Annotated in this window: 15 protein-coding genes; 10 read left to right on the forward strand and 5 right to left on the reverse strand. The window is 59.5% G+C overall.

Annotated elements, in window-relative coordinates; all coding sequences use genetic code 11:
• Positions 1 to 37: 37 nt before the first annotated feature.
• Positions 38 to 1,471: an alkaline phosphatase D family protein gene (locus A3722_RS13345; RefSeq protein ID WP_067916192.1), complete on the forward strand. Its 1,434-nt coding sequence runs from the start codon at positions 38 to 40 to the stop codon at positions 1,469 to 1,471.
• A gap of 51 nt (positions 1,472 to 1,522) precedes the next feature.
• On the opposite strand, the gene A3722_RS13350 is transcribed toward A3722_RS13345, so the two are convergent.
• Genes A3722_RS13350 through mobQ form a run of 3 tightly spaced genes read right to left on the reverse strand, consistent with a single transcriptional unit; the run spans position 1,523 to position 5,647 of the window.
• Positions 1,523 to 4,012 carry a heavy metal translocating P-type ATPase gene (locus A3722_RS13350; protein WP_067916195.1) on the reverse strand — a complete coding sequence of 830 codons (2,490 nt, stop codon included), beginning with the start codon at positions 4,010 to 4,012 and terminating at the stop codon, positions 1,523 to 1,525.
• 29 nt (positions 4,013 to 4,041) lie between these two features.
• The gene (locus tag A3722_RS23995; RefSeq protein ID WP_150120312.1) at positions 4,042 to 4,410 is read right to left on the reverse strand and encodes a hypothetical protein; all 369 of its coding nucleotides are present in this window, start codon (positions 4,408 to 4,410) and stop codon (positions 4,042 to 4,044) included.
• The gene (mobQ, locus tag A3722_RS13360) at positions 4,388 to 5,647 is read right to left on the reverse strand and encodes a MobQ family relaxase (RefSeq protein ID WP_067916197.1); all 1,260 of its coding nucleotides are present in this window, start codon (positions 5,645 to 5,647) and stop codon (positions 4,388 to 4,390) included. The genes A3722_RS23995 and mobQ overlap by 23 nt, the downstream gene beginning before the upstream one ends.
• Positions 5,648 to 6,292: 645 nt before the next feature.
• Here mobQ and A3722_RS13365 point away from each other — a divergent pair.
• The 8 genes from A3722_RS13365 (at position 6,293) to A3722_RS13405 (ending at position 12,084) form a co-directional block, all read left to right on the forward strand.
• Positions 6,293 to 6,592, forward strand: coding sequence for a mobilization protein (locus A3722_RS13365; RefSeq protein WP_067629798.1), 300 nt, complete (start codon positions 6,293 to 6,295; stop codon positions 6,590 to 6,592).
• Complete coding sequence (locus A3722_RS13370) at positions 6,592 to 8,286, forward strand: type IV secretory system conjugative DNA transfer family protein (RefSeq protein ID WP_067629800.1); 1,695 nt, start codon at positions 6,592 to 6,594, stop codon at positions 8,284 to 8,286. The genes A3722_RS13365 and A3722_RS13370 overlap by 1 nt, the downstream gene beginning before the upstream one ends.
• Before the next feature lie 18 nt (positions 8,287 to 8,304).
• Entirely contained in the window at positions 8,305 to 8,853 is a 549-nt protein-coding gene (locus A3722_RS13375) for a hypothetical protein (RefSeq protein WP_067629803.1), read from the forward strand.
• 234 nt (positions 8,854 to 9,087) lie between these two features.
• Complete coding sequence (locus tag A3722_RS13380; RefSeq protein WP_067629806.1) at positions 9,088 to 10,119, forward strand: replication initiator protein A; 1,032 nt, start codon at positions 9,088 to 9,090, stop codon at positions 10,117 to 10,119.
• Between the two features lie 130 nt (positions 10,120 to 10,249).
• The gene (locus A3722_RS13385; protein WP_067629809.1) at positions 10,250 to 10,918 is read left to right on the forward strand and encodes a ParA family protein; all 669 of its coding nucleotides are present in this window, start codon (positions 10,250 to 10,252) and stop codon (positions 10,916 to 10,918) included.
• A 332-nt stretch (positions 10,919 to 11,250) separates the two neighbouring features.
• The gene (locus tag A3722_RS13395) at positions 11,251 to 11,505 is read left to right on the forward strand and encodes a type II toxin-antitoxin system HicA family toxin (protein WP_067629831.1); all 255 of its coding nucleotides are present in this window, start codon (positions 11,251 to 11,253) and stop codon (positions 11,503 to 11,505) included.
• Positions 11,502 to 11,834: a type II toxin-antitoxin system HicB family antitoxin gene (locus tag A3722_RS13400; protein WP_067629815.1), complete on the forward strand. Its 333-nt coding sequence runs from the start codon at positions 11,502 to 11,504 to the stop codon at positions 11,832 to 11,834. The genes A3722_RS13395 and A3722_RS13400 overlap by 4 nt, the downstream gene beginning before the upstream one ends.
• A 13-nt stretch (positions 11,835 to 11,847) precedes the next feature.
• A complete protein-coding gene (locus A3722_RS13405) occupies positions 11,848 to 12,084 on the forward strand; it encodes a hypothetical protein (protein WP_067629818.1) in 237 nt (78 codons plus the stop codon).
• A 54-nt stretch (positions 12,085 to 12,138) separates the two neighbouring features.
• On the opposite strand, the gene A3722_RS23370 is transcribed toward A3722_RS13405, so the two are convergent.
• Positions 12,139 to 15,153 carry a Tn3 family transposase gene (locus tag A3722_RS23370; protein ID WP_082849483.1) on the reverse strand — a complete coding sequence of 1,005 codons (3,015 nt, stop codon included), beginning with the start codon at positions 15,151 to 15,153 and terminating at the stop codon, positions 12,139 to 12,141.
• Positions 15,154 to 15,313: 160 nt separating this feature from the next.
• Between A3722_RS23370 and A3722_RS13415 the strand changes: the two genes are divergently transcribed.
• On the forward strand, positions 15,314 to 15,916 hold the full coding sequence (locus tag A3722_RS13415) for a recombinase family protein (RefSeq protein WP_015061889.1): 603 nt from the start codon (positions 15,314 to 15,316) through the stop codon (positions 15,914 to 15,916).
• A 63-nt stretch (positions 15,917 to 15,979) separates the two neighbouring features.
• Here A3722_RS13415 and A3722_RS23375 read toward each other — a convergent pair whose 3' ends face one another.
• Positions 15,980 to 17,329, reverse strand: a complete 1,350-nt coding sequence (locus tag A3722_RS23375) for an efflux transporter outer membrane subunit (protein WP_082849484.1) — start codon at positions 17,327 to 17,329, stop codon at positions 15,980 to 15,982.
• Positions 17,330 to 17,593 lie beyond the last annotated feature (264 nt).

Consider the following 17,593-nt stretch of genomic DNA (forward strand, 5'->3'; position numbering starts at 1 on the left):
CAACAGTGCCTGAACGCCGCCCCGAACCACGGTACACATGACATCCGAACCGCCGATCATGACCGGTCCGATCCTGTTTCTCGATGATATCGGGGCGTCCGGGGCGCAACTGTCTGCCCTTTTCATCGCGGCCGGGCGGGCGCGCCCGGAGCCGGTCAGAACGGTCGATGGCGTCCATGCCGCGGAACGCCTTGCCGACTACGATCATGCCACCGTATGGCGCGCAAGGTTCCACCTGCCAGCCGACAGGCCGTCCAGTTACCAATGGAGCGGTGAAAGCTACGACGTTGCAGGCGATTTGCGAGGCGATATGCGGATTGCCTATGTGTCCTGCAACGGCGAGGAGATCGGCGATCTTGAGCGCGAAGGCTCCGAGCGCAACGCGATGTGGGCGCGCCTGCGGGAAGATCACCGGAGCGCGCCCTTCTCCCTGCTGCTGCATGGCGGCGATCAGGTCTATGCCGATCAGGTGACCGAGGGGCATCCGCTGAGCGAGAACTGGCCCGAGCATATCCCGAAGGACCCTTCCCGCGCCGATCTGGCCGATCTGCGCCATCACCTGCGCGAACGCTTTCTGGAACGCTATACTGGCCTTTACCGCGCGCCGGAATTTGCCTGGATCGCCGCGCGCGTGCCCTCGCTGATGCAGTGGGACGATCACGACATCTGCGATGGCTGGGGGTCGCTGCCGCGCTCGAAAACCTATTCCCCGGTCGGCCAAACCCTGTTCGAGGTCGCGCGCGAGAGTTTCCTGACCTTTCAGCACGCCTCGGCGGACGGCGATCTGCCGCGGCGCTTTCATGACCCGTCCGGCCTGCATCTGGGCTGGAGCGTCCGCACCGCTGGTCTGCGCATTCTGGCACCCGACATGCGATCGGAGCGCACGCGCCGTGCGATCATGGGAGAGGGCGGCTGGGCGATGATGCGCGCCGAAGCCGCGGCACCGGTTCAGGGCCACACGTTCCTGATGTCCAGCGTCCCGTTGCTGGGTCCGCGCCTATCGCTGCTCGAGGCGCTGATGGTTGCCGTCCCGAAGATGCAGAAATACGAGGACGATCTGCGCGATCAGTGGCAAAGCCGTGCCCATCGCGCAGAATGGTGCGACATGCTGCGGCTGGTTCGCGACATCGCGCTTGCCGACGGCCATGACGTTACCGTGCTCTCGGGGGAAATCCATCTGGCGACGCGCGCCACGATGAAGCTTCGCACCGACCGCTGGCTGCACCAGTTGGTCGCATCCGGTATCGCGCATCGCGCCCCGCCCAAGGCCTGGGCGCGATTCCTGGGTGCCCTTGCACAACTCGGTGAATCGCCGCTCAGGGGGAATCCGATCCGAATCCGGCGCATCCCCGGACAGGCTTCGCGCTATATCGCGGAGCGCAACTATCTGCTGCTGGAAAGGCATTCGGACAGCTGGCGCGCCCGTTGGGTTCTGGAACAGAGCGGGACAACGCCGCCCCTCACGCTGTGATGATGTCGCCACATGTGGATGTGCCGCCCCGCAAGCGGCTGACCTGTGCTGTCAGGCTGCCGCCCTGGTGTCCGGGGCGGGTGCCGCCTCCACAGCCGCGGTCGGCGGCGCAAAGCGGAATGCGAGCAATCGCAGTGCGTTGAAGACAACGACAACCGTCGATCCCTCGTGGACGGCCACCGCGGGACCAATTCCCAGACCAAGGATCGTGGCAGGGACCAGAAAGGCGACAACCCCCAGGCTGAACCACAGGTTTTGCCGGATGATCGAACTTGTCGATCGGCTGAGCGCCACGGCAAAGGGCAGATGGTTCAGATTGTCCGCCATCAGCGCCACATCGGCGGTTTCCAGCGCGACATCCGAACCCGCCGCGCCCATGGCGATGCCGACCGTCGCGTTCGCCATCGCTGGCGCGTCATTGACGCCGTCGCCGACCATGGCGACCTTGGCCTCGGCGCGCAGGCTCTTGATCGTTTCCACCTTGTCATCCGGCATCAGATCGCCGCGCGCCTCGTCAAGGCCGATGGCCCGCGCCACAGCGTCGGCGACTTTCTGATTGTCGCCCGAAATCATGATCATCCGGCGGATGCCGATCTCGTGCAGCGCCTTGATGACCGCCGGGGCCGCTTCGCGCGGTGTATCCATCAGGCCGATCACCCCGAGATACCTGTCCCCCTGGCGCACGACCATCGTGGTGCGCCCGCCTGCTTCCAGCGCCTCGACCTTTGCGCGCAACGTGTCGGGCATGGGCGGGCCGTCGACTTCGGCAAACAGATCGTCCTTGCCGATATAGGTCGTCTCGCCATCGACCTGGGCCACGACACCGCGCCCGGTGATGCTGCGCAGATCGGACGCCTCGGCGGCGGGTATGTCGCCAAGCCGTTCGCGCCCGTCCCTGACAACGGCGGCGGCGAGAGGATGGTCACTCAGCGCCTCGACCCCGATTGCCACCCGCAGAAGGTCTTTTTCCTCGGCACCCTCGGCCGTCACCACATCGACCAGCTTTGGCTTACCTTCGGTCAAGGTGCCGGTCTTGTCGAAAGCAATGGCTGTCAGCCGCCCCAGATTTTCAAGCGGCGCACCGCCCTTGACCAGGACGCCGCCGCGTGCGGCGCGTGCCACCCCGCTGAGAACCGCGCTTGGCGTCGCGATGGCGAGCGCACAGGGGCTTGCCGCCACCAGAACCGCCATGGCGCGATAAAATGTGTCGCTGAAGGGCTCGTCGATGACGAAGCCCGCGAACAACAGCGCGATGGCAAGTACCAGCACCGCCGGAACAAAGATGCGCTCGAATCGGTCGGTCAGGCGCTGTGTGGGCGATTGGTTGGTTTCGGCCTCGTTCACCATCTTGACGACACGGGCGAGGGTCGAATCCGCCGATGTGCGCGTGACCTGGATTTCCAATGCGCCGCCACCGTTGATCGTACCGGCAAAAACACGGTTTCCGGCATCCACCAGGTCGGGCTTTTCGGCGGCCACGTTCGCGTCCCCGACGGGCGATTTGTCCACCGGCACGCTCTCGCCGGTAATCGGTGCCTGATTGACGCTGCTTTCACCCTTGATGACAAAGCCGTCTGCGGCCAGTCGCTCGTTCGGTTTCACCAGCACAATGTCACCGACCCGCAAGGCATCGACGGCGATCTCCTCGACCTTGCCGTCCCGGCGTACGGTGGCCGTTTTGGGTGCCAGGGCACCAAGCGCTTCAATGGCCCGCTTGGCGCGACCCATGGCATAGCCTTCCAGCGCATGACCAAGGCTGAAAAGGAACAGCAGCAACGCGCCCTCGGCCCATTCGCCAAGTGCCGCCGCGCCCGCCGCCGCCACAAGCATCAGGAAATCAATCTCGAACCGGCCATTGCGGACACTGTCGATGGCCTCGCGCAGAGCATAGTAGCCGCCGAAGAAATAGGCGGGGACAAGGACGAACAGGGGCGCCCATGACGGCATCGCCACAAACTTCGGCAAAAGCCAGCCAATAAGCAGAAGCACACCGCACAGCCCCACAAAGATCAGTTCGGTCTGCGCCCCGAAAATACCACCGTGGGCGTGATCGTGGTCATCCGCCTTGTCGGCACTTGCGGGACCGGGTTTCTCCCGCTCCGGCGATACCTTCATCTCCTCAAGGGATTTGCGGATGGTGTCCTCATCGGTTTGCGCCCGGTCGAACTCGATCCGCAGGGGACCGCCCGCGTTGGCGTGGGCCTCGACAACCCCCGACAGACGGCGCACGTTCTCGCTGACGGTCCTCGCCCGGCGCTGATCCGCGATCCCGTCAACCTGCCAAACCATATGCCCGAACTTTGCGGCAATTTCCGCCCCGAAGGTCCCGGCGAGTTGGCGGATGCGCTCAAGCGGAAGGACGGCGGGGTCGTAATGAATACACAACTCCGCACCTGCGCCGTCCTCTTCGTCGCGAATGTGCACGCGCTCGACGCCGTCGCGAGGCTCAAGGCTCTCGATCAGCCGTCGAACACAGGCGTCACGCGCGTCCGGCACATCGGGAAGCAACAGCGGGAGATCGAGACGAAGGGTATCGGCCATGGTGAACATCCTGTCAGTTTGCTGTCGGCTCAAACCTGCTCGCGGCAAGCGCCGCAGTCGAGTTCACCACCAACGTTGGCCGTTTCTGGAGCACATTCCGGCCATGTAAAGGTCGTTTGTCGGGTGACCTCTAAACCATTTTTCGCCTTTTTTCCAATACCATGGAAATTATCTCGATGATAAGCAGCTTCGGGAATCCGCAAGCAGGATTTTCCGGGGCAACCCTGGCCCCAAGCAATTCGGGCCAGTCTGTCACCAGCCTTATCCTCGCGCATCGGCCAATGTATCAGCTCGCGCGGCTTGTCGGTGATTTCGACCAGCGTGCCGAAGACGTCGAAACACACCGCCTCGATCCCGTCGAAGATTGGTGGCAAGTCAGTGACTGAGGCCACGGTCACGATCCACCTCCCTGTCGATTTCTTTCTCGCTTTCGACTTCCCGGTCTTTCTCCGGTTCTTCGATCTCCAGCCGCTCGCGCGGCTTGTTCAACACATCGTCCAGACGCTCGCGGATCGACGGCTTCTCGCCGTCTTCTACGCTCGCGTCCTGCTCGGCCCCCTGATCCTTGTCCAGCGCCTCGCGCAACCGCTCCTGCACAGAACGCTTCGGTTCTTCGTCACTCTGCCCACCGCGTTCCGGCACGGCCCGGTCTGGACCGTCCCGCCCGGTGATCTGCGCCAGCCGCTCCCGGATATCGTCAGACGCACGTGGCCCGCGCTCTTTCGATGTCGCCGCCCTGAGTGCGGCAAGACCGGCGGAGACACGCCCCTGCCCTTCCTCGCGGGCCGTGCCATAGGTCTCCCGCGCCAGCTCCAGTCGTTCGCGCATGTCGCGGAACGCGGCGCGCGCCTGACGGGCGGCATGGACGACAGCGCCGCGTTCCGTGACCGGCACGTATTCCCGACCTTGGCGTTCGGCCATGGCCTTGGCTCGTCGCTCCATGGAATTGGCCGCCGGTCCCAGCTTCAGCTCGGGGTCGCGGTCCAGCTCCTCGGCGGACAGCGTGTCGCCGCGCTCTTCCGCCGCCTCGCGCTGCGATTCAAGCGACCGATGATCGACCCGCTCGACCTCGCCGACACGCTCCAGCGCCCGGTTCTGCAATTCGGCCCAGACGCCGCGCATCTGCTCGATTTCGACGCCGCCGGTCTTCGCGGAATCGAGCACCCGCGTCTTGGCTGTGAAGCCCTCGGCCTCCAGCTTACGAGTGCTGGTCAGGACGTGGGCGTGATGGTTTCGCTGATCGCCTTCCCGGTGCGGCGCATGGATCGCCACATCGACAGCCACGCCGTATCGGCTGACCAGCTCCTCGGCGAACTGCCGGGTGATCTGCGACCGGTCCTCGGCGCTGATTTCGGAGGGAAGGGCCAGCTCCCACTCGCGGGCGGTGACAGAGTTGCGGCGGGTCTCGCTGGCCTCGGCCTCGTTCCAAAGTTTGGACCGGTCCTGCGCCCAGGCCGGGGCAGTCTCGGGGGCGACAATGAACGTCTCCTCGATGCCCTGCTTGCGGGTGTAGTCGTGGATGCGGCCCTCGCGCTGGCACTCGATGCGCTCACCGACCCGGTAGGCGGCTGCGGCCACGACAGAGCGTCCGGCGCTGCGTTTGATCGTCTTCACGGAGAGGTGGTAGCTGGCCATGCGCCCTCCCCTCGCCCGTGATGTGAACGATCATCGCGCGCGCCGCTGCTGACCCCAGCCCATGCCCCGACATGGGCCACCGGGTCAGCCGTCTTTTCCCCGAAGGCCCGCGCCCCACAACGCTGGGGCCGGAGGGGAAAAGACGGTCCGAACGAAGCGGCCCGAAGGGTCTCTGAGGCGCGGGCTTGCCAGTGACCTAACCTATAATCCCCAGCCTCGTGGGGGGCGGGATCATAGGTTAGGTCATGGGCGGTTTGCCACCGGCAAACCCGGCGTGGATCGGCACCGACAGGTCCGATGATCCGCGCAGCCCGCAAGCGTGACTCCCTCGGTGATCCAGCCCCGGCCACGGGGCACAGGATGCCGTCAGGGTGTCGTGATGCGGGACGCCATCCAACCGCGCAGGTTGGTCCTAGAGGGTTTGGGAGAGGCGATGTCGTCTCCCATTTCGATGCGCCTCGCATCGAAGGGGTTTGCCATCGGCTGGAGGTTTGCCCCGGAGAGATCGCACGCAAATCTCGGAACCGCAGGTGAAGAGTTTGCATAAGTGCGCCCTTGTCCTTTACAGGCCTACGGGTAAGCGCTATCGCTCAATCTGACAAGACCAACCTGTCCACCTGCTCTTTTCGAAGATGGAGACGTGCATTGGCAGACACCGAACTCGAGCGGGCCGAGAAACGATACGCCCAGGCCAAGGCCCGTCTTCAGGCACTGAAGAACCGGGCAGCCACCAGGCAGCGCAAGCTGGATACCCGGCGCAAGGTGATCCTGGGCGGTGCGCTGCTCGATCTGGCGGAACGGGATTCCGGAGCGGCGGCAATGCTGGATCGGCTGATCCGCAACCTCGCCCGTGAACAGGATCGCAAGGCCTTCGCGGATTGGGATGCCCCCTCCGGTATTGCCTCCCCTGCCCCGTCCAGTTCTGATCCGGACACGCCGTCCTGATGCGGGCCGTGATCGGCCTCTTCGATACTCTGTTCCGGTTTTTCGGTCGGTTGATCTTCACGCCCATCCTGATGGGCTGGATGATCGGCGCTGTCCTGTTCGGGGCGATGATTGGGTTCATCATCGGGGGCGTCGTGGCCATATCGGCCTTTGGTCCTCCGCTTGGTCAGTCGGCGTGGGAATGGGCCATCATCGCGCCGCCTGTCTTCATCGGCGCGGTCTTTGGCTTCCAATACTGGCGGGGCGTCTCCGGGGCCGACGCCTACTTCGGGCTGACCGGTGACAGCCACGGCTCGGCCCGCTTTGCCAGCCGCAAGGAGCTGAAGAAACTCCAGGGCGAGGATGGTCTTCTGATCGGGCGCAATCCGGGCACCGGGCGGCTGCTGCGCTATGACGGCCCTGCCCATCTGATCACCCTCGCCCCGACACGGGCCGGGAAAGGCGTCGGCACCGTGATCCCCAACCTGCTGGCAGCGGAACGCTCGGTATTGGTCATCGACCCCAAGGGCGAGAATGCACGGATCGCCGGGGAAGCCCGGCGGCGGTTCGGAACGGTCCATGTCCTCGATCCGTTTGAGGTTAGCGGGATGCCCTCTGTCGCCTACAACCCGCTCGACCGTCTCACACCGGACAGCCTCGATCTGGGCGAGGATGCGGCCTGCCTGACAGAGGCGCTTGTGATGGACCCGCCGGGACAGGTTTCGGAAGCGCATTGGAACGAGGAAGCCAAGGCCATCCTCGGCGGGCTGATCATGTTTTGCGTCTGCCACGAGGACCGCGACCGGCGCACCCTCGCCACCGTCCGGGAATATCTCACCCTGCCCCCGGAAAAGCTCCGCGCGTTGCTGGAGCTGATGCAGGACAGCGATGCAGCGGGCGGGCTGATTGCCCGCGCCGCCAACCGCTTCCTTGGCAAGGCGGATCGGGAAGCCGCTTCGGTGCTGTCCAACGCGCAGCGCCACACGCATTTCCTCGACAGTCCGCGCATTGCCAAGGTCACGTCACGGTCGGACTTCCACTTCTCCGATCTACGCCACCGGATCACGTCGGTGTTTCTGGTGCTGCCGCCGAACCGGATGGACGCCTACAGCCGCTGGCTGCGCCTTCTGGTCTCCCAAGCCCTCCAGGACATCGCACGGGACGCCGAGTCGGCGACACAGCCCTCCGGGGCGTCCCCTGCCCTCTCCGGGGCCCCTACAGCGCCTGTGAGCGCCACAGGACGCCTCAAAGCGCCCACGTTGTTCCTCCTCGACGAATTTGCCGCCCTAGGTCGTCTGGAAGCTGTAGAGCGCGCCATGGGCCTGATGGCGGGCTATGGCCTCCAGCTCTGGCCCATCTTGCAGGATATGAGCCAGCTCCGCGATCTCTACGGCGAACGTGCTGGCACCTTCATCGCCAATGCCGGGGTGCAACAGGTCTTCGGGGTCAATGATTTTGAAACGGCCAAATGGCTGAGCCAGATGATCGGCCAGGAAACCACCGGGTTCCAGACCGACAGCTACAAGCCGGGTGACAATCCCAGCTTCTCCAACAACCTCACGGGCCGCGATCTTCTCACCCCCGATGAAATCATGCAGATGCCGCCGGGGCTGCAGCTTCTCCGTGTTCAGGGCCAGCCCTCGGCGCTGGCCCAAAAGCTGCGCTACTACGCCGACCCCGACTTCAAGGGGCTGTTCGTCCCACAGGACCAGTGATCCGAAGGACGCCTCCCGATGCCAGACCAACCCGACCTCCCTGCCCTCTCAGACGATGAGCTGCGCGAAACCCTCGACCGGCTGGCGAGCCTGGCGCTGAACCTGTCCGACCAGGTGGAGGATCAGACCAAGGCGATCAACCGTGCGACCACGGCGGCGAACGAGGCGCGGCGAGCGGCTGTGACCGTGCAGAGCCAGAATGATCCCGCCGGGTTCGGCGACCGGATCGGACAGGCCGTCGATGCGCGCCTCTTGGACACGCTCCAGCGTCTCGACCGCACGGCCAATCATCTGGACCTGCGAACGAACAAGACGGCTGCCGTCCTCGATCAGGCCAGCGAGGATCGCGGCAACCTTCTCCGCAATATCCGGGACCGGGAAGAAAGGCTGGACCGCTGGAAATCCTACTGGCCCTGGTTCGGTCTGGGTGCGCTCGTTCTGGCCCTGGCGATGACCGTCGCCCTGCCCCGTTTCTTGGCCAGCACCCCCTCCACATGCGCTGTCCTCGGGGCGATGTGGACGGCCACAACAGAGGGCGTCAACGCCTGCGTATTCTACCAGCCGTGACGTTCAGCGTGGTTGATTAGGCACTTATCCACAGGAGCTGTAGGCTTCGTCTGGTGTTAATATGTGTTAGATTCTGTGTTACGCGCCAAGATAATGTCGTTTTATCCTTTGGTATTAAAATACTAGCGAGTGTGCTGGTAACTAATAACACGAATCTTGGTAACTGAAATCCTGATTTCGGTAACTGAAAACACGAATCTTGACAGCGGTAACTGAAAACACGAATGTCGCCGCATGGTAACTGAAAACACGAATCTCGCCCCCCTCCTCCCAGATCGTCATCCGCAGCATGATCTGTTCATCTGCGACGTTGCCGACGCGGTGCTGAAGGACGTGATGCAGCACATGGAGCATCCCTTCTATTCGCTGTCTAAGAAGCCCGAAACCTCGGTGAAGCGATACAGGAACGGCGAGAACTGGCTGGAGATCACGCCAAGCGTCAAGGGCCTCGCAACGATCTACGACAAGGATATTCTGATCTACTGCATCAGTCAGATCATGGCGAAACTGAAGAAGGGCGAACAGGTTTCACCGCGTGTCCGTATCAACTCGCGCGAGCTGCTGATCTTCGCGAACCGTGGCACGAGCGGTCGGGAGTACCAGTCCCTCCTCGATGCGCTCGACCGTCTCGAAGGAACGCGGATACGGACCAACATCGTAACTGGAGACGAAGAACAGATCGACGGTTTCGGTTTGATAGACGCCTCCTCGATCCGCCGGAAACATGGCATGGACGGCCGCCTTCTCTGGTGCGAGGTCCAGCTTTCCGGCTGGGTGTTCAATGCGATCCGCAACGAAGAGGTTCTGACGCTACATCGGGATTACTTCCGCCTGCGCAAGCCAATCGAGCGGCGCGTGTATGAGCTGGCCCGCAAGCATTGCGGCCAGCAGAAGAGCTGGCGCATCACGCTCGCCAAGTTGCTGCTCAAGTCTGGTTCCCAGAGCCCTGAAAAGCGGTTCAGACAGATGATCAAGGAGCTGGCCCGTCACGATCATCTGCCCGACTATCGCGTCACATTCGATGAAGAGGCCGATATGGTCATCTTCCACAATCGCGGCACGATGACCGGTCCCTCGCTGATTGAGGGCCGCGTGTCGTCCCTGAAAGCCGAAACCTACGAATTGGCGCGTCAAGCTGCGCCTGGGTGGGACGTGTATCATCTGGAACATGAGTGGCGGGACTGGATCGTTGAACCGCCTCGCAACGCGGATCGAGCCTTCGTCGGGTTCTGCCGCAAGTGGTTTGAAAAGCGTGGTCGGCCATAGATGTAAAACCGGTTATGGAAACATAACCGGTAAGTGAAATATATCCGGTAGGAGAATAAAATCCGGTATTGGAAACTAATCCGGTTAGAGATATAAAACCGGTAAGAACAACAGTTGGCAGGGTTGAGCAATGCCTGTTATCGTTATGGCAAGCCCCAAGGGGGGCGTTGGGAAGTCCACTTGCGCGGTGCTTCTCGCTTCCGAGTTTGCGCGCATGGGGGCTGAGGTCACAGTGCTGGACTGTGACCCGAACAAATCTCTGAGTCGATGGGCGTCTCACGGAATGCCCAAGGGGGTTTCCCTGCTTGGCGATATCGGTCGCTCGGAGATCGTCCCGTCGATCCGTGCGGCTGACGGAGACGGAAAGATCGTGATTGTCGATCTGGAAGGCATCGCGTCACAGCTTGTGAGCCGTGCTATCTCTCAGGCTGATCTGGTCATTGTTCCAATGCAGGCGACCGCGCTGGATGCAGAGATTGGCTCCGAAGCCTTGGCTCTCGTCCGCGAAGAGGAGGACGCGCTCGGCCGCGATATCCGCCACGCAGTTGTGCTGACTAAAACAAGTGCGGCCGTGAAAAGCCGTGTCCAGAAAGAGTTGGAAGAACAACTAAGCGGGGCAGGAATCGACGTGATCGAACCGTCGCTGGTCGCTCGCGCCGCCTTCTCGGAAATATTTGCCTATGGCGGCGATCTGACTGCGATGATGAACGACACGGAACTGAGAACGGGCGGCAAGGTCGATAAGGCCCTGGCGAACGCCCAAAGCTTCGCGGAGGCTGTTTATGAGCGGCTCAAATAGGCTTGCGGGCCTTACGGCACGCCCGAAAGAGACAAGCGCCGAAGAAGTCCGGCGTGTGGATGACGTTGGAGAGGCTAGGGGGTTCCTTGATCGCACCCCTCGCAAGAAGCCTGGCCGCAAACCCAGTCCTCGCACCCACCAGCTGCACCCGAAGGTTTTTCCCAAAGTAGGGGAGGCTATTGCGGCCGAAGCGGAAAAACTTGGAATCACCCAGGGCCAACTGATCGAACAGATGTGGGAACTCTACAGCTCTCGATGATGGATGACATCCTGCCACTATGCTGAGAATGAAGTATGCTTGCATTTTTCGCTAGCACTTGCTATATGACCTGATGAACAGCAAACACCGCAAGACCCTAGCCGTTGTCTTCACAGACCCGGTGTCCGGCACTGTCGAATGGTCGGCAATCGAGCGTTTGCTTGTCGCTGCTGGCGCACAGGTGATCGAAGGACGCGGCTCGCGGGTGCGGTTCGAGAAGGATGGCGAGGTCGAGACGTTTCACCGCCCGCACCCCGCCAAGGAAGCCAAACGCTACCAAGTGCGCGCCGCCCGCGCGTTCCTGGAACGGATCGGAGTTACACCATGACCAATTCCATGACCTACAAGGGCTATACGGCCCGCATCGAATATGACGACGAAGATGGAATCTTTACCGGACGCCTCGCCGGTATCCGCGATGGTGTCGGCTTTCACGCGGACACGGTTGAAGCTTTGCGGGATGCCTTTCACGAAGCGGTCGAAGATTACATCGAAACCTGCGCAAAGATCGGTAAAGAGCCGCAGAAGGCCTTTTCCGGCCAGGTGATGTTTCGTGTCGATCCCGAAGTGCATCGCAAGGCTGCGCTCGCAGCGGAGCTGTCCGGCAAGAGCCTGAACCAGTGGGCCGAAGAGGTTCTGGATCGCGCCGCAGGGTAGGGGGCCGGTGGATATGGCCGACGCTGACCGCGTTCTGGACGCAAGGACAGGTGAGCTTGAAACTGTCGATCAAGCCATGATGGGCGAAGTCGTTGGTGTGGCCCAGGCGGTTGGTGATCTGCGAAAGGCTCTCGATGAACTTGATGGCCAGCTTGATGCCCGGCGGTTCGAAAAAGCCGCTGCGTTGGGGTATCAAGACGGGTCTATCAGCATAAAGGTACCGAAAGTCCCACAGGAATTTTTTCATTGAGTTGATGTTGCTTGGTTTTCTGCCTTTCCTGCGCTTCTGTTTTTTGCAGTCACTTTATGCGGCCTTTTTCGGGGGTAGGATGCCGAGGGTGTCGCGAAGCTTTTCTTCTGAGAAGTCGTACTCACCCAGCATGTTAATATGGGCCCATGACATGGGCGAGTGGGCGGTAATCAGGCGTAGTAGCTTTCCTTTGGCCTCTGCGTCTGGAGCTTTTCCGATTTGGCGTGCCAAGTAGAGATAGTTCCAGCAGATGATGCTGTTTTTGATCAAGCGGTTGCAGGCCTCTGCGATCTCCTGTTCTTCCTTTTCGGTTTGCGAGAACTCACGTGGATTGCCGACGGCCACTGCGCGTGTGAAGCGATTGGCCAATTCGACTTTGTTGAGTTGTTTTTCGATGGCTTGTCGCAAAGCCAAGTCATCAATGTAGCGTAGGATGAACAAAGATTTTATGATTTGCCCGAAGGCTTTCAGCGTCTGGTAGAGAGCATGCTGGCGCGAGTAGGAATTGAGCCTCCGGAAGATATCAGAGGCGGTATTTTCCTTGAGTTTGATGGTGGCTACCAAGCGCAGCAGGTCATCCCAGTTCTCTCGAATGACCGTCTCGTTGATGGTTTTGTCAGGTTTGACGGCCCAGGCATCACCAGCCTGGTTTTTCGGTTTGAAGATATAGAGGGTTTGTTTGCCGATACTCTTGATGCGCGGGGCGAAGGAAAATCCCAGCATATGCGTGAGGCCAAAAACCGCCTCGGTGTAGCCGTGCGTGTCGGTCGAATGGATATCACTTTTAACGACATCGTTGTGCATCAATCCGTCGATGACATAGGCACTTTCGCGATCAGCTGCGCTTATCATCAGCGAATGCCAGAGGAAGTTGCGCTCATCAACAAAGGTATAGGCGCTGACACCCTGGCCTTGCCCAAAATACTTGAACGACCGGCTGGCGTAGAGGCTGTCGCCGCGCACCTCAAATTTTTGGCCATCGCTGGCGGTATGAAGTTGACCTTGTCTTTGGCGATAGAGGTTGGGCAGCTCCATCGCATCCATGGCTTTGACCACGGCGGTGTTGGCGGTGCGGATGTTATCGAGCGAGAAGCGCCAGTTGACGGTGTGATCCAGCTCGCTTTCCGTGATGCTTGAAGAGATCCGCGCCATCTTGCGCACTCCTATTGCGCAGCCCAACCCCATGATTCCAGCGAGCAAGACCGGGTGGGGTGTTGTTTGCCGAACATGGGTTTGCTGCCAATGCTCAAAGGCTGTCAGCATGCCACTATGATTGCCCACGGTTTCCAAAACCTGCGCGAGCGGCACATCGTGTCGCTGAGGGAACAGGTCGCCGAGCGGGTCGGCCTCGTTGGCAATGGCCGCAGGAGTGGCGATGTGAAACGTCCAACCTTTGCGGAGCTTCAGGTGCGGATTGGTCGCCGCGTGGTCATCAGTCACCTGATACTGGGCGGTCAGCGCGGAATTCAGTTTGGCCAGTACGGGCTCAGGATCAGCAAATTCTTCCAGACCCGCACGCTCCAAGAGCTGAGCTTTGTCCCGGTTCCAACGTTCCTTCTCGATCAGATAGGCATCCATGGGCCGGTATTTGTACGACTGCACAACATTCAGATCGCCGGATTTGATGGCGGTTGTGACGTGCTGGAATAGGAACACCTTGTAGAGCGAGACCCTAAACGAGCCGTCCGTCCGGATAAGAACTGCTTTTTGTTCATCCTCAAGAAAGCCCATTGGCGCATGCGTGGCGGACAAATCGCCTTCAGCCTTGAAGTGATCGATTGCGGCCAGAAGTGCTGAGGCCCGTTCGGTGGGCATAAAACTCAGCGCCCGCAAGACGGGGCTGAGACGGTTTTGCAGCTTCACAGAGCGGCCTTCCAGAATGTCGTACCAACTGGCGTTCTTGGCGGTATTTTCGAGGTCGTCTTTGAGCTGGTCAAAGTCTGTGGTTTTGCCCTGATCCAGAAGTGCCGTTGTAGCGGCGACTTTTTCGGCGTCCGACAGGCTCGCTGCTTCCATGACACCGCGAATGCCACGCAAGACGCCAAAGACCGAAACCTCTAAGCCATCGATGACAATCTCAATCTGGCTCTGCTGATCTTTACGCTCTTGCACCAGTGTTTCTTGGTATTCCCGTGCCGTCACCGATTTAAAATTCGCCATGACGCTGAGCCACAGATCAATCATATTATCCTGGCAACGGTAGAACTGGTGCGCCACAAAAGCTGTGGCGTGAATGTAACGGTCAGCTTGGTTCCTTTGTTGGAGCTGGAACATGCGAGACTTCAGGACACTTCCCGCAAAATACCGAATGCCTGCCACCCCAAGATCAAGCTTTGCCAGAGTGCCGTCCAACTGATGATGAATATCTGACAGTATCTCAAAGTCAGCAACGGCTTCTTTGATCTTTGTGGGCCTGGTCGATTGCGATAGCTTTTTGAGTAGGGTTAGCCGGTAGCGGGTTGTGCCCTCAGGCGCAGCAAATAGATCATCCAGCAGACGTCGGCCTTCATGGCTGAGATGATCATCCATTAGACCGATCAATTCTACCTTACGGTCATGCAGACCGGTGCTAATGCTGTCTGTCAGGCTGCGGGACGTTGGAACCGCAATCCGATGCTGAACAAGAAAATCCACGCAGCGATCAAAGATGAGCCGGGGCTTCAAATGCATCCGTGCCATCGTTGCGATTTCAATGGCCAAGGCGCTCTTGGCGCTCTCATCGAAAGGCACAAAGCCGTGAAAATCCAGAATGAGTAGATGATGGCGTGCGCGTGTTTGTTTGGCATAGGCAACGGGTGAAAAGTCAGCACTGGTCAATCTTAAAACTCTGGCGACGGCTTCAATGTCGCGCTCATGAAAATCCTGTGGTTGGTAAAACCGCTTGGTTGCCTTGAAGTATCCACACATTAGCAGAAACCCAATCTGACCATCCGGGCTGCGCAAACTGGCCCCGATCTCCATCAAGCCCTTTGGGGGATCGAAGAACTGCTTGCGCTCTTTGTGGTCAAACAGAGGCGGCTTATCGAACGCCTCTTGTTCGCTCGCGGTCAAGATACGCATTCTGGCCATAGCTTCTCCAAAAAATTGATGTTCTCAAAACCGTCGTTTAACGAACAGGTGCGGCCAATGTCCGGCAGGGTTTCATGACCTAAGAATATCAGGCCGTTTACCTTGTTCGGAATCACAGGTTCGTTTATGATGCTGGAAACAGGATTTGTGAACAAAAAACATGCTTATCGGTTACGCCCGCGTCTCCACCATGGATCAGAACCCCGCACTTCAGATGGATGCGCTACGCGATATCGGCTGCGAGAGGATCTTCGTCGAGAAAGCATCCGGTTCCCATCGCGACCGCCCCCAGCTCAAAGCGGCCCTCGATTATCTACGCGAGGGGGACACGCTCGCCGTCTGGAAGCTCTCCCGACTGGCTCGGTCTCTCACGCAAGTGATCAAAACAGCCTCCGACATCGCTGAGCGCGGCATCGCCCTTAAAGTCCTGACCCAGAACATCGACACCAGCACTTCAGAGGGGAGGTTATTTTTCCACATGACAGCAGCCTTCGACGAGTTTCAACGTGAGTTGATTGTTGAAAACACCCGCGCCGGTCTCAAAGCCGCCGCAAAACGCGGACGCCGAGGCGGTCGGCCAAAGGCTATGAACGAGCAAAACATCAAACATGCCGAAGCCATGCTTAAGGATACCGAAAACTACCCATTCATCGGCGACGTCATTGACCAGCTCAAAATTGGCCGCACCGCATTCTACAAATACTTCCCCACAGATCGCATCAAACAGCTGCGACCTGACCACTCAGACGCGCATAAAGCGTAGCTAAATCCTGTGGGACTTTTGGTACCTTTATGCTGATAGACCCCAAGGTAGAGAACGCCAATTTTAGCTTACGTCGCCCCATCCACGACCAGTCGCCACCATAAGTGCTGACCACGATTGGGCCAAATCTCTTACTGCTGCTGCGAGGGATATGCGTGCTGCGTTTGCAAATCGTTCGGCGTCCAACAGGTCTGGTAAGTTCAGTTCTCCCAGTTCAAAAACTTTGCGGCTCAACTGAAGAGTACGATCCCTTGATCGTTGAGCAGCGCGCAATGCGGCCACCTCTCTTTGTTTTCGTGTAAATTCACTTTGAGTTTTTTGCACATCTTCCACCGCGGCCAACACCTGTGCACGCCATTCCAGTTCGGCGGTCGTGGCTGAAATAATAGCCGCATCTCGCCTAGCGCGTAGCGGACCTTGGTTGAGGATGGGCAATGAAAGTGCTGGACCAAAGGACCATTCTGACGGGTTTGCCGCTGTCACCGAGCCAGATAAAGTGACCGATGGGTACAACTTTGCTTCTGCGACACCTACTCCGGCAACTGCGGCAGCTAGACGGCGTTCAGCGGCCAATACATCTGGACGATTGCGGAGCAGATTAGCAGGGACGCCTGTTGACCCCTTGCTGCGAGGATAAGGTTGTGGTGCGCCTGCAATCATCTGTTTAAGCAGCGGCTGAGCTGGTTCGGCCAACAATGTCGCGATTGCAAAAACCCGGGCTTCGAATGCGGCTTCAAGCGGAGGGAGGTCGGCAATTGCTGTGTCCAGCTGACCTGCTGATCGGGCAAGATCTAATTCTGACAATGCGCCTTGCTCAACTTGAGCTCTGATCAAGGACTGGGTCCGGCGGAGGCTCGCGATATTCTGTCGTGTTAAAGCCAATGCCTCCTGAAAATACCGCGCGTCAATATAGTTGGAAACAACACCGGAAACCAGAGCAAGCCGGACAGTGCCAGCATCAAACTTGGCTGCTTCTACACCCGCTGCCGCGCGCTGCGCGTCACGGCGAACACCACCAAAAATATCGAGGATGTAATTCGCCCCGAACGTCGCACTTTCAGAGGGATCACCTGATATTGGGTTACCATTGTTTCTTTGCGCCTGTGCATCCAGTCCACCTGAGAATTGGCCAGCGGTACCTGTCTGCCTCAGGTCTGTATTTGCGGCTTTGATACGTTGTAAAGCCGTTGCAATATCGATGTTTTGTGTAAGGCCGCGGTCTACTAGCCGGTTCATTTGCCGGTCATTTAGCCGTTTCCACCATTCATCGCGCGCGACCTCTTCGAGAGCCCCGCCACCGCCAATGAACGACGTTTCTAATGGTGTCTTAGGTGGCGTATAGTCAGGGCCAACAGCGGTACATGAAACCAATGCCGTGGATGCTAGGATAAAAAGCAGATAGGGACGGTTCATTTGTCATTCCTGTATATTGGATCAGCTTTTGGATTTGCTGGGGATGTGATGGAGATGTTTCACCCAGCACGCTATTATGAGCAGATAAGTAATTGAAAAGTAAAAGCTTGTCTAGAGGTGCTCAGAGCCGTCGAGTTCTAGAAAACTCCAAGATTGCGCCGTGTTTGAGCCACTAAATTTTTTTTATTAGACACACTTTAGGACCTGCACCAGTCGTCATGTCGCGCCATTTGGATAGAGCACAACGCGGGTGTCTAAAGGCAC

It is taken from the genome of Sulfitobacter sp. HI0027, assembly GCF_001634775.1.
Lineage (GTDB): Bacteria > Pseudomonadota > Alphaproteobacteria > Rhodobacterales > Rhodobacteraceae > Sulfitobacter.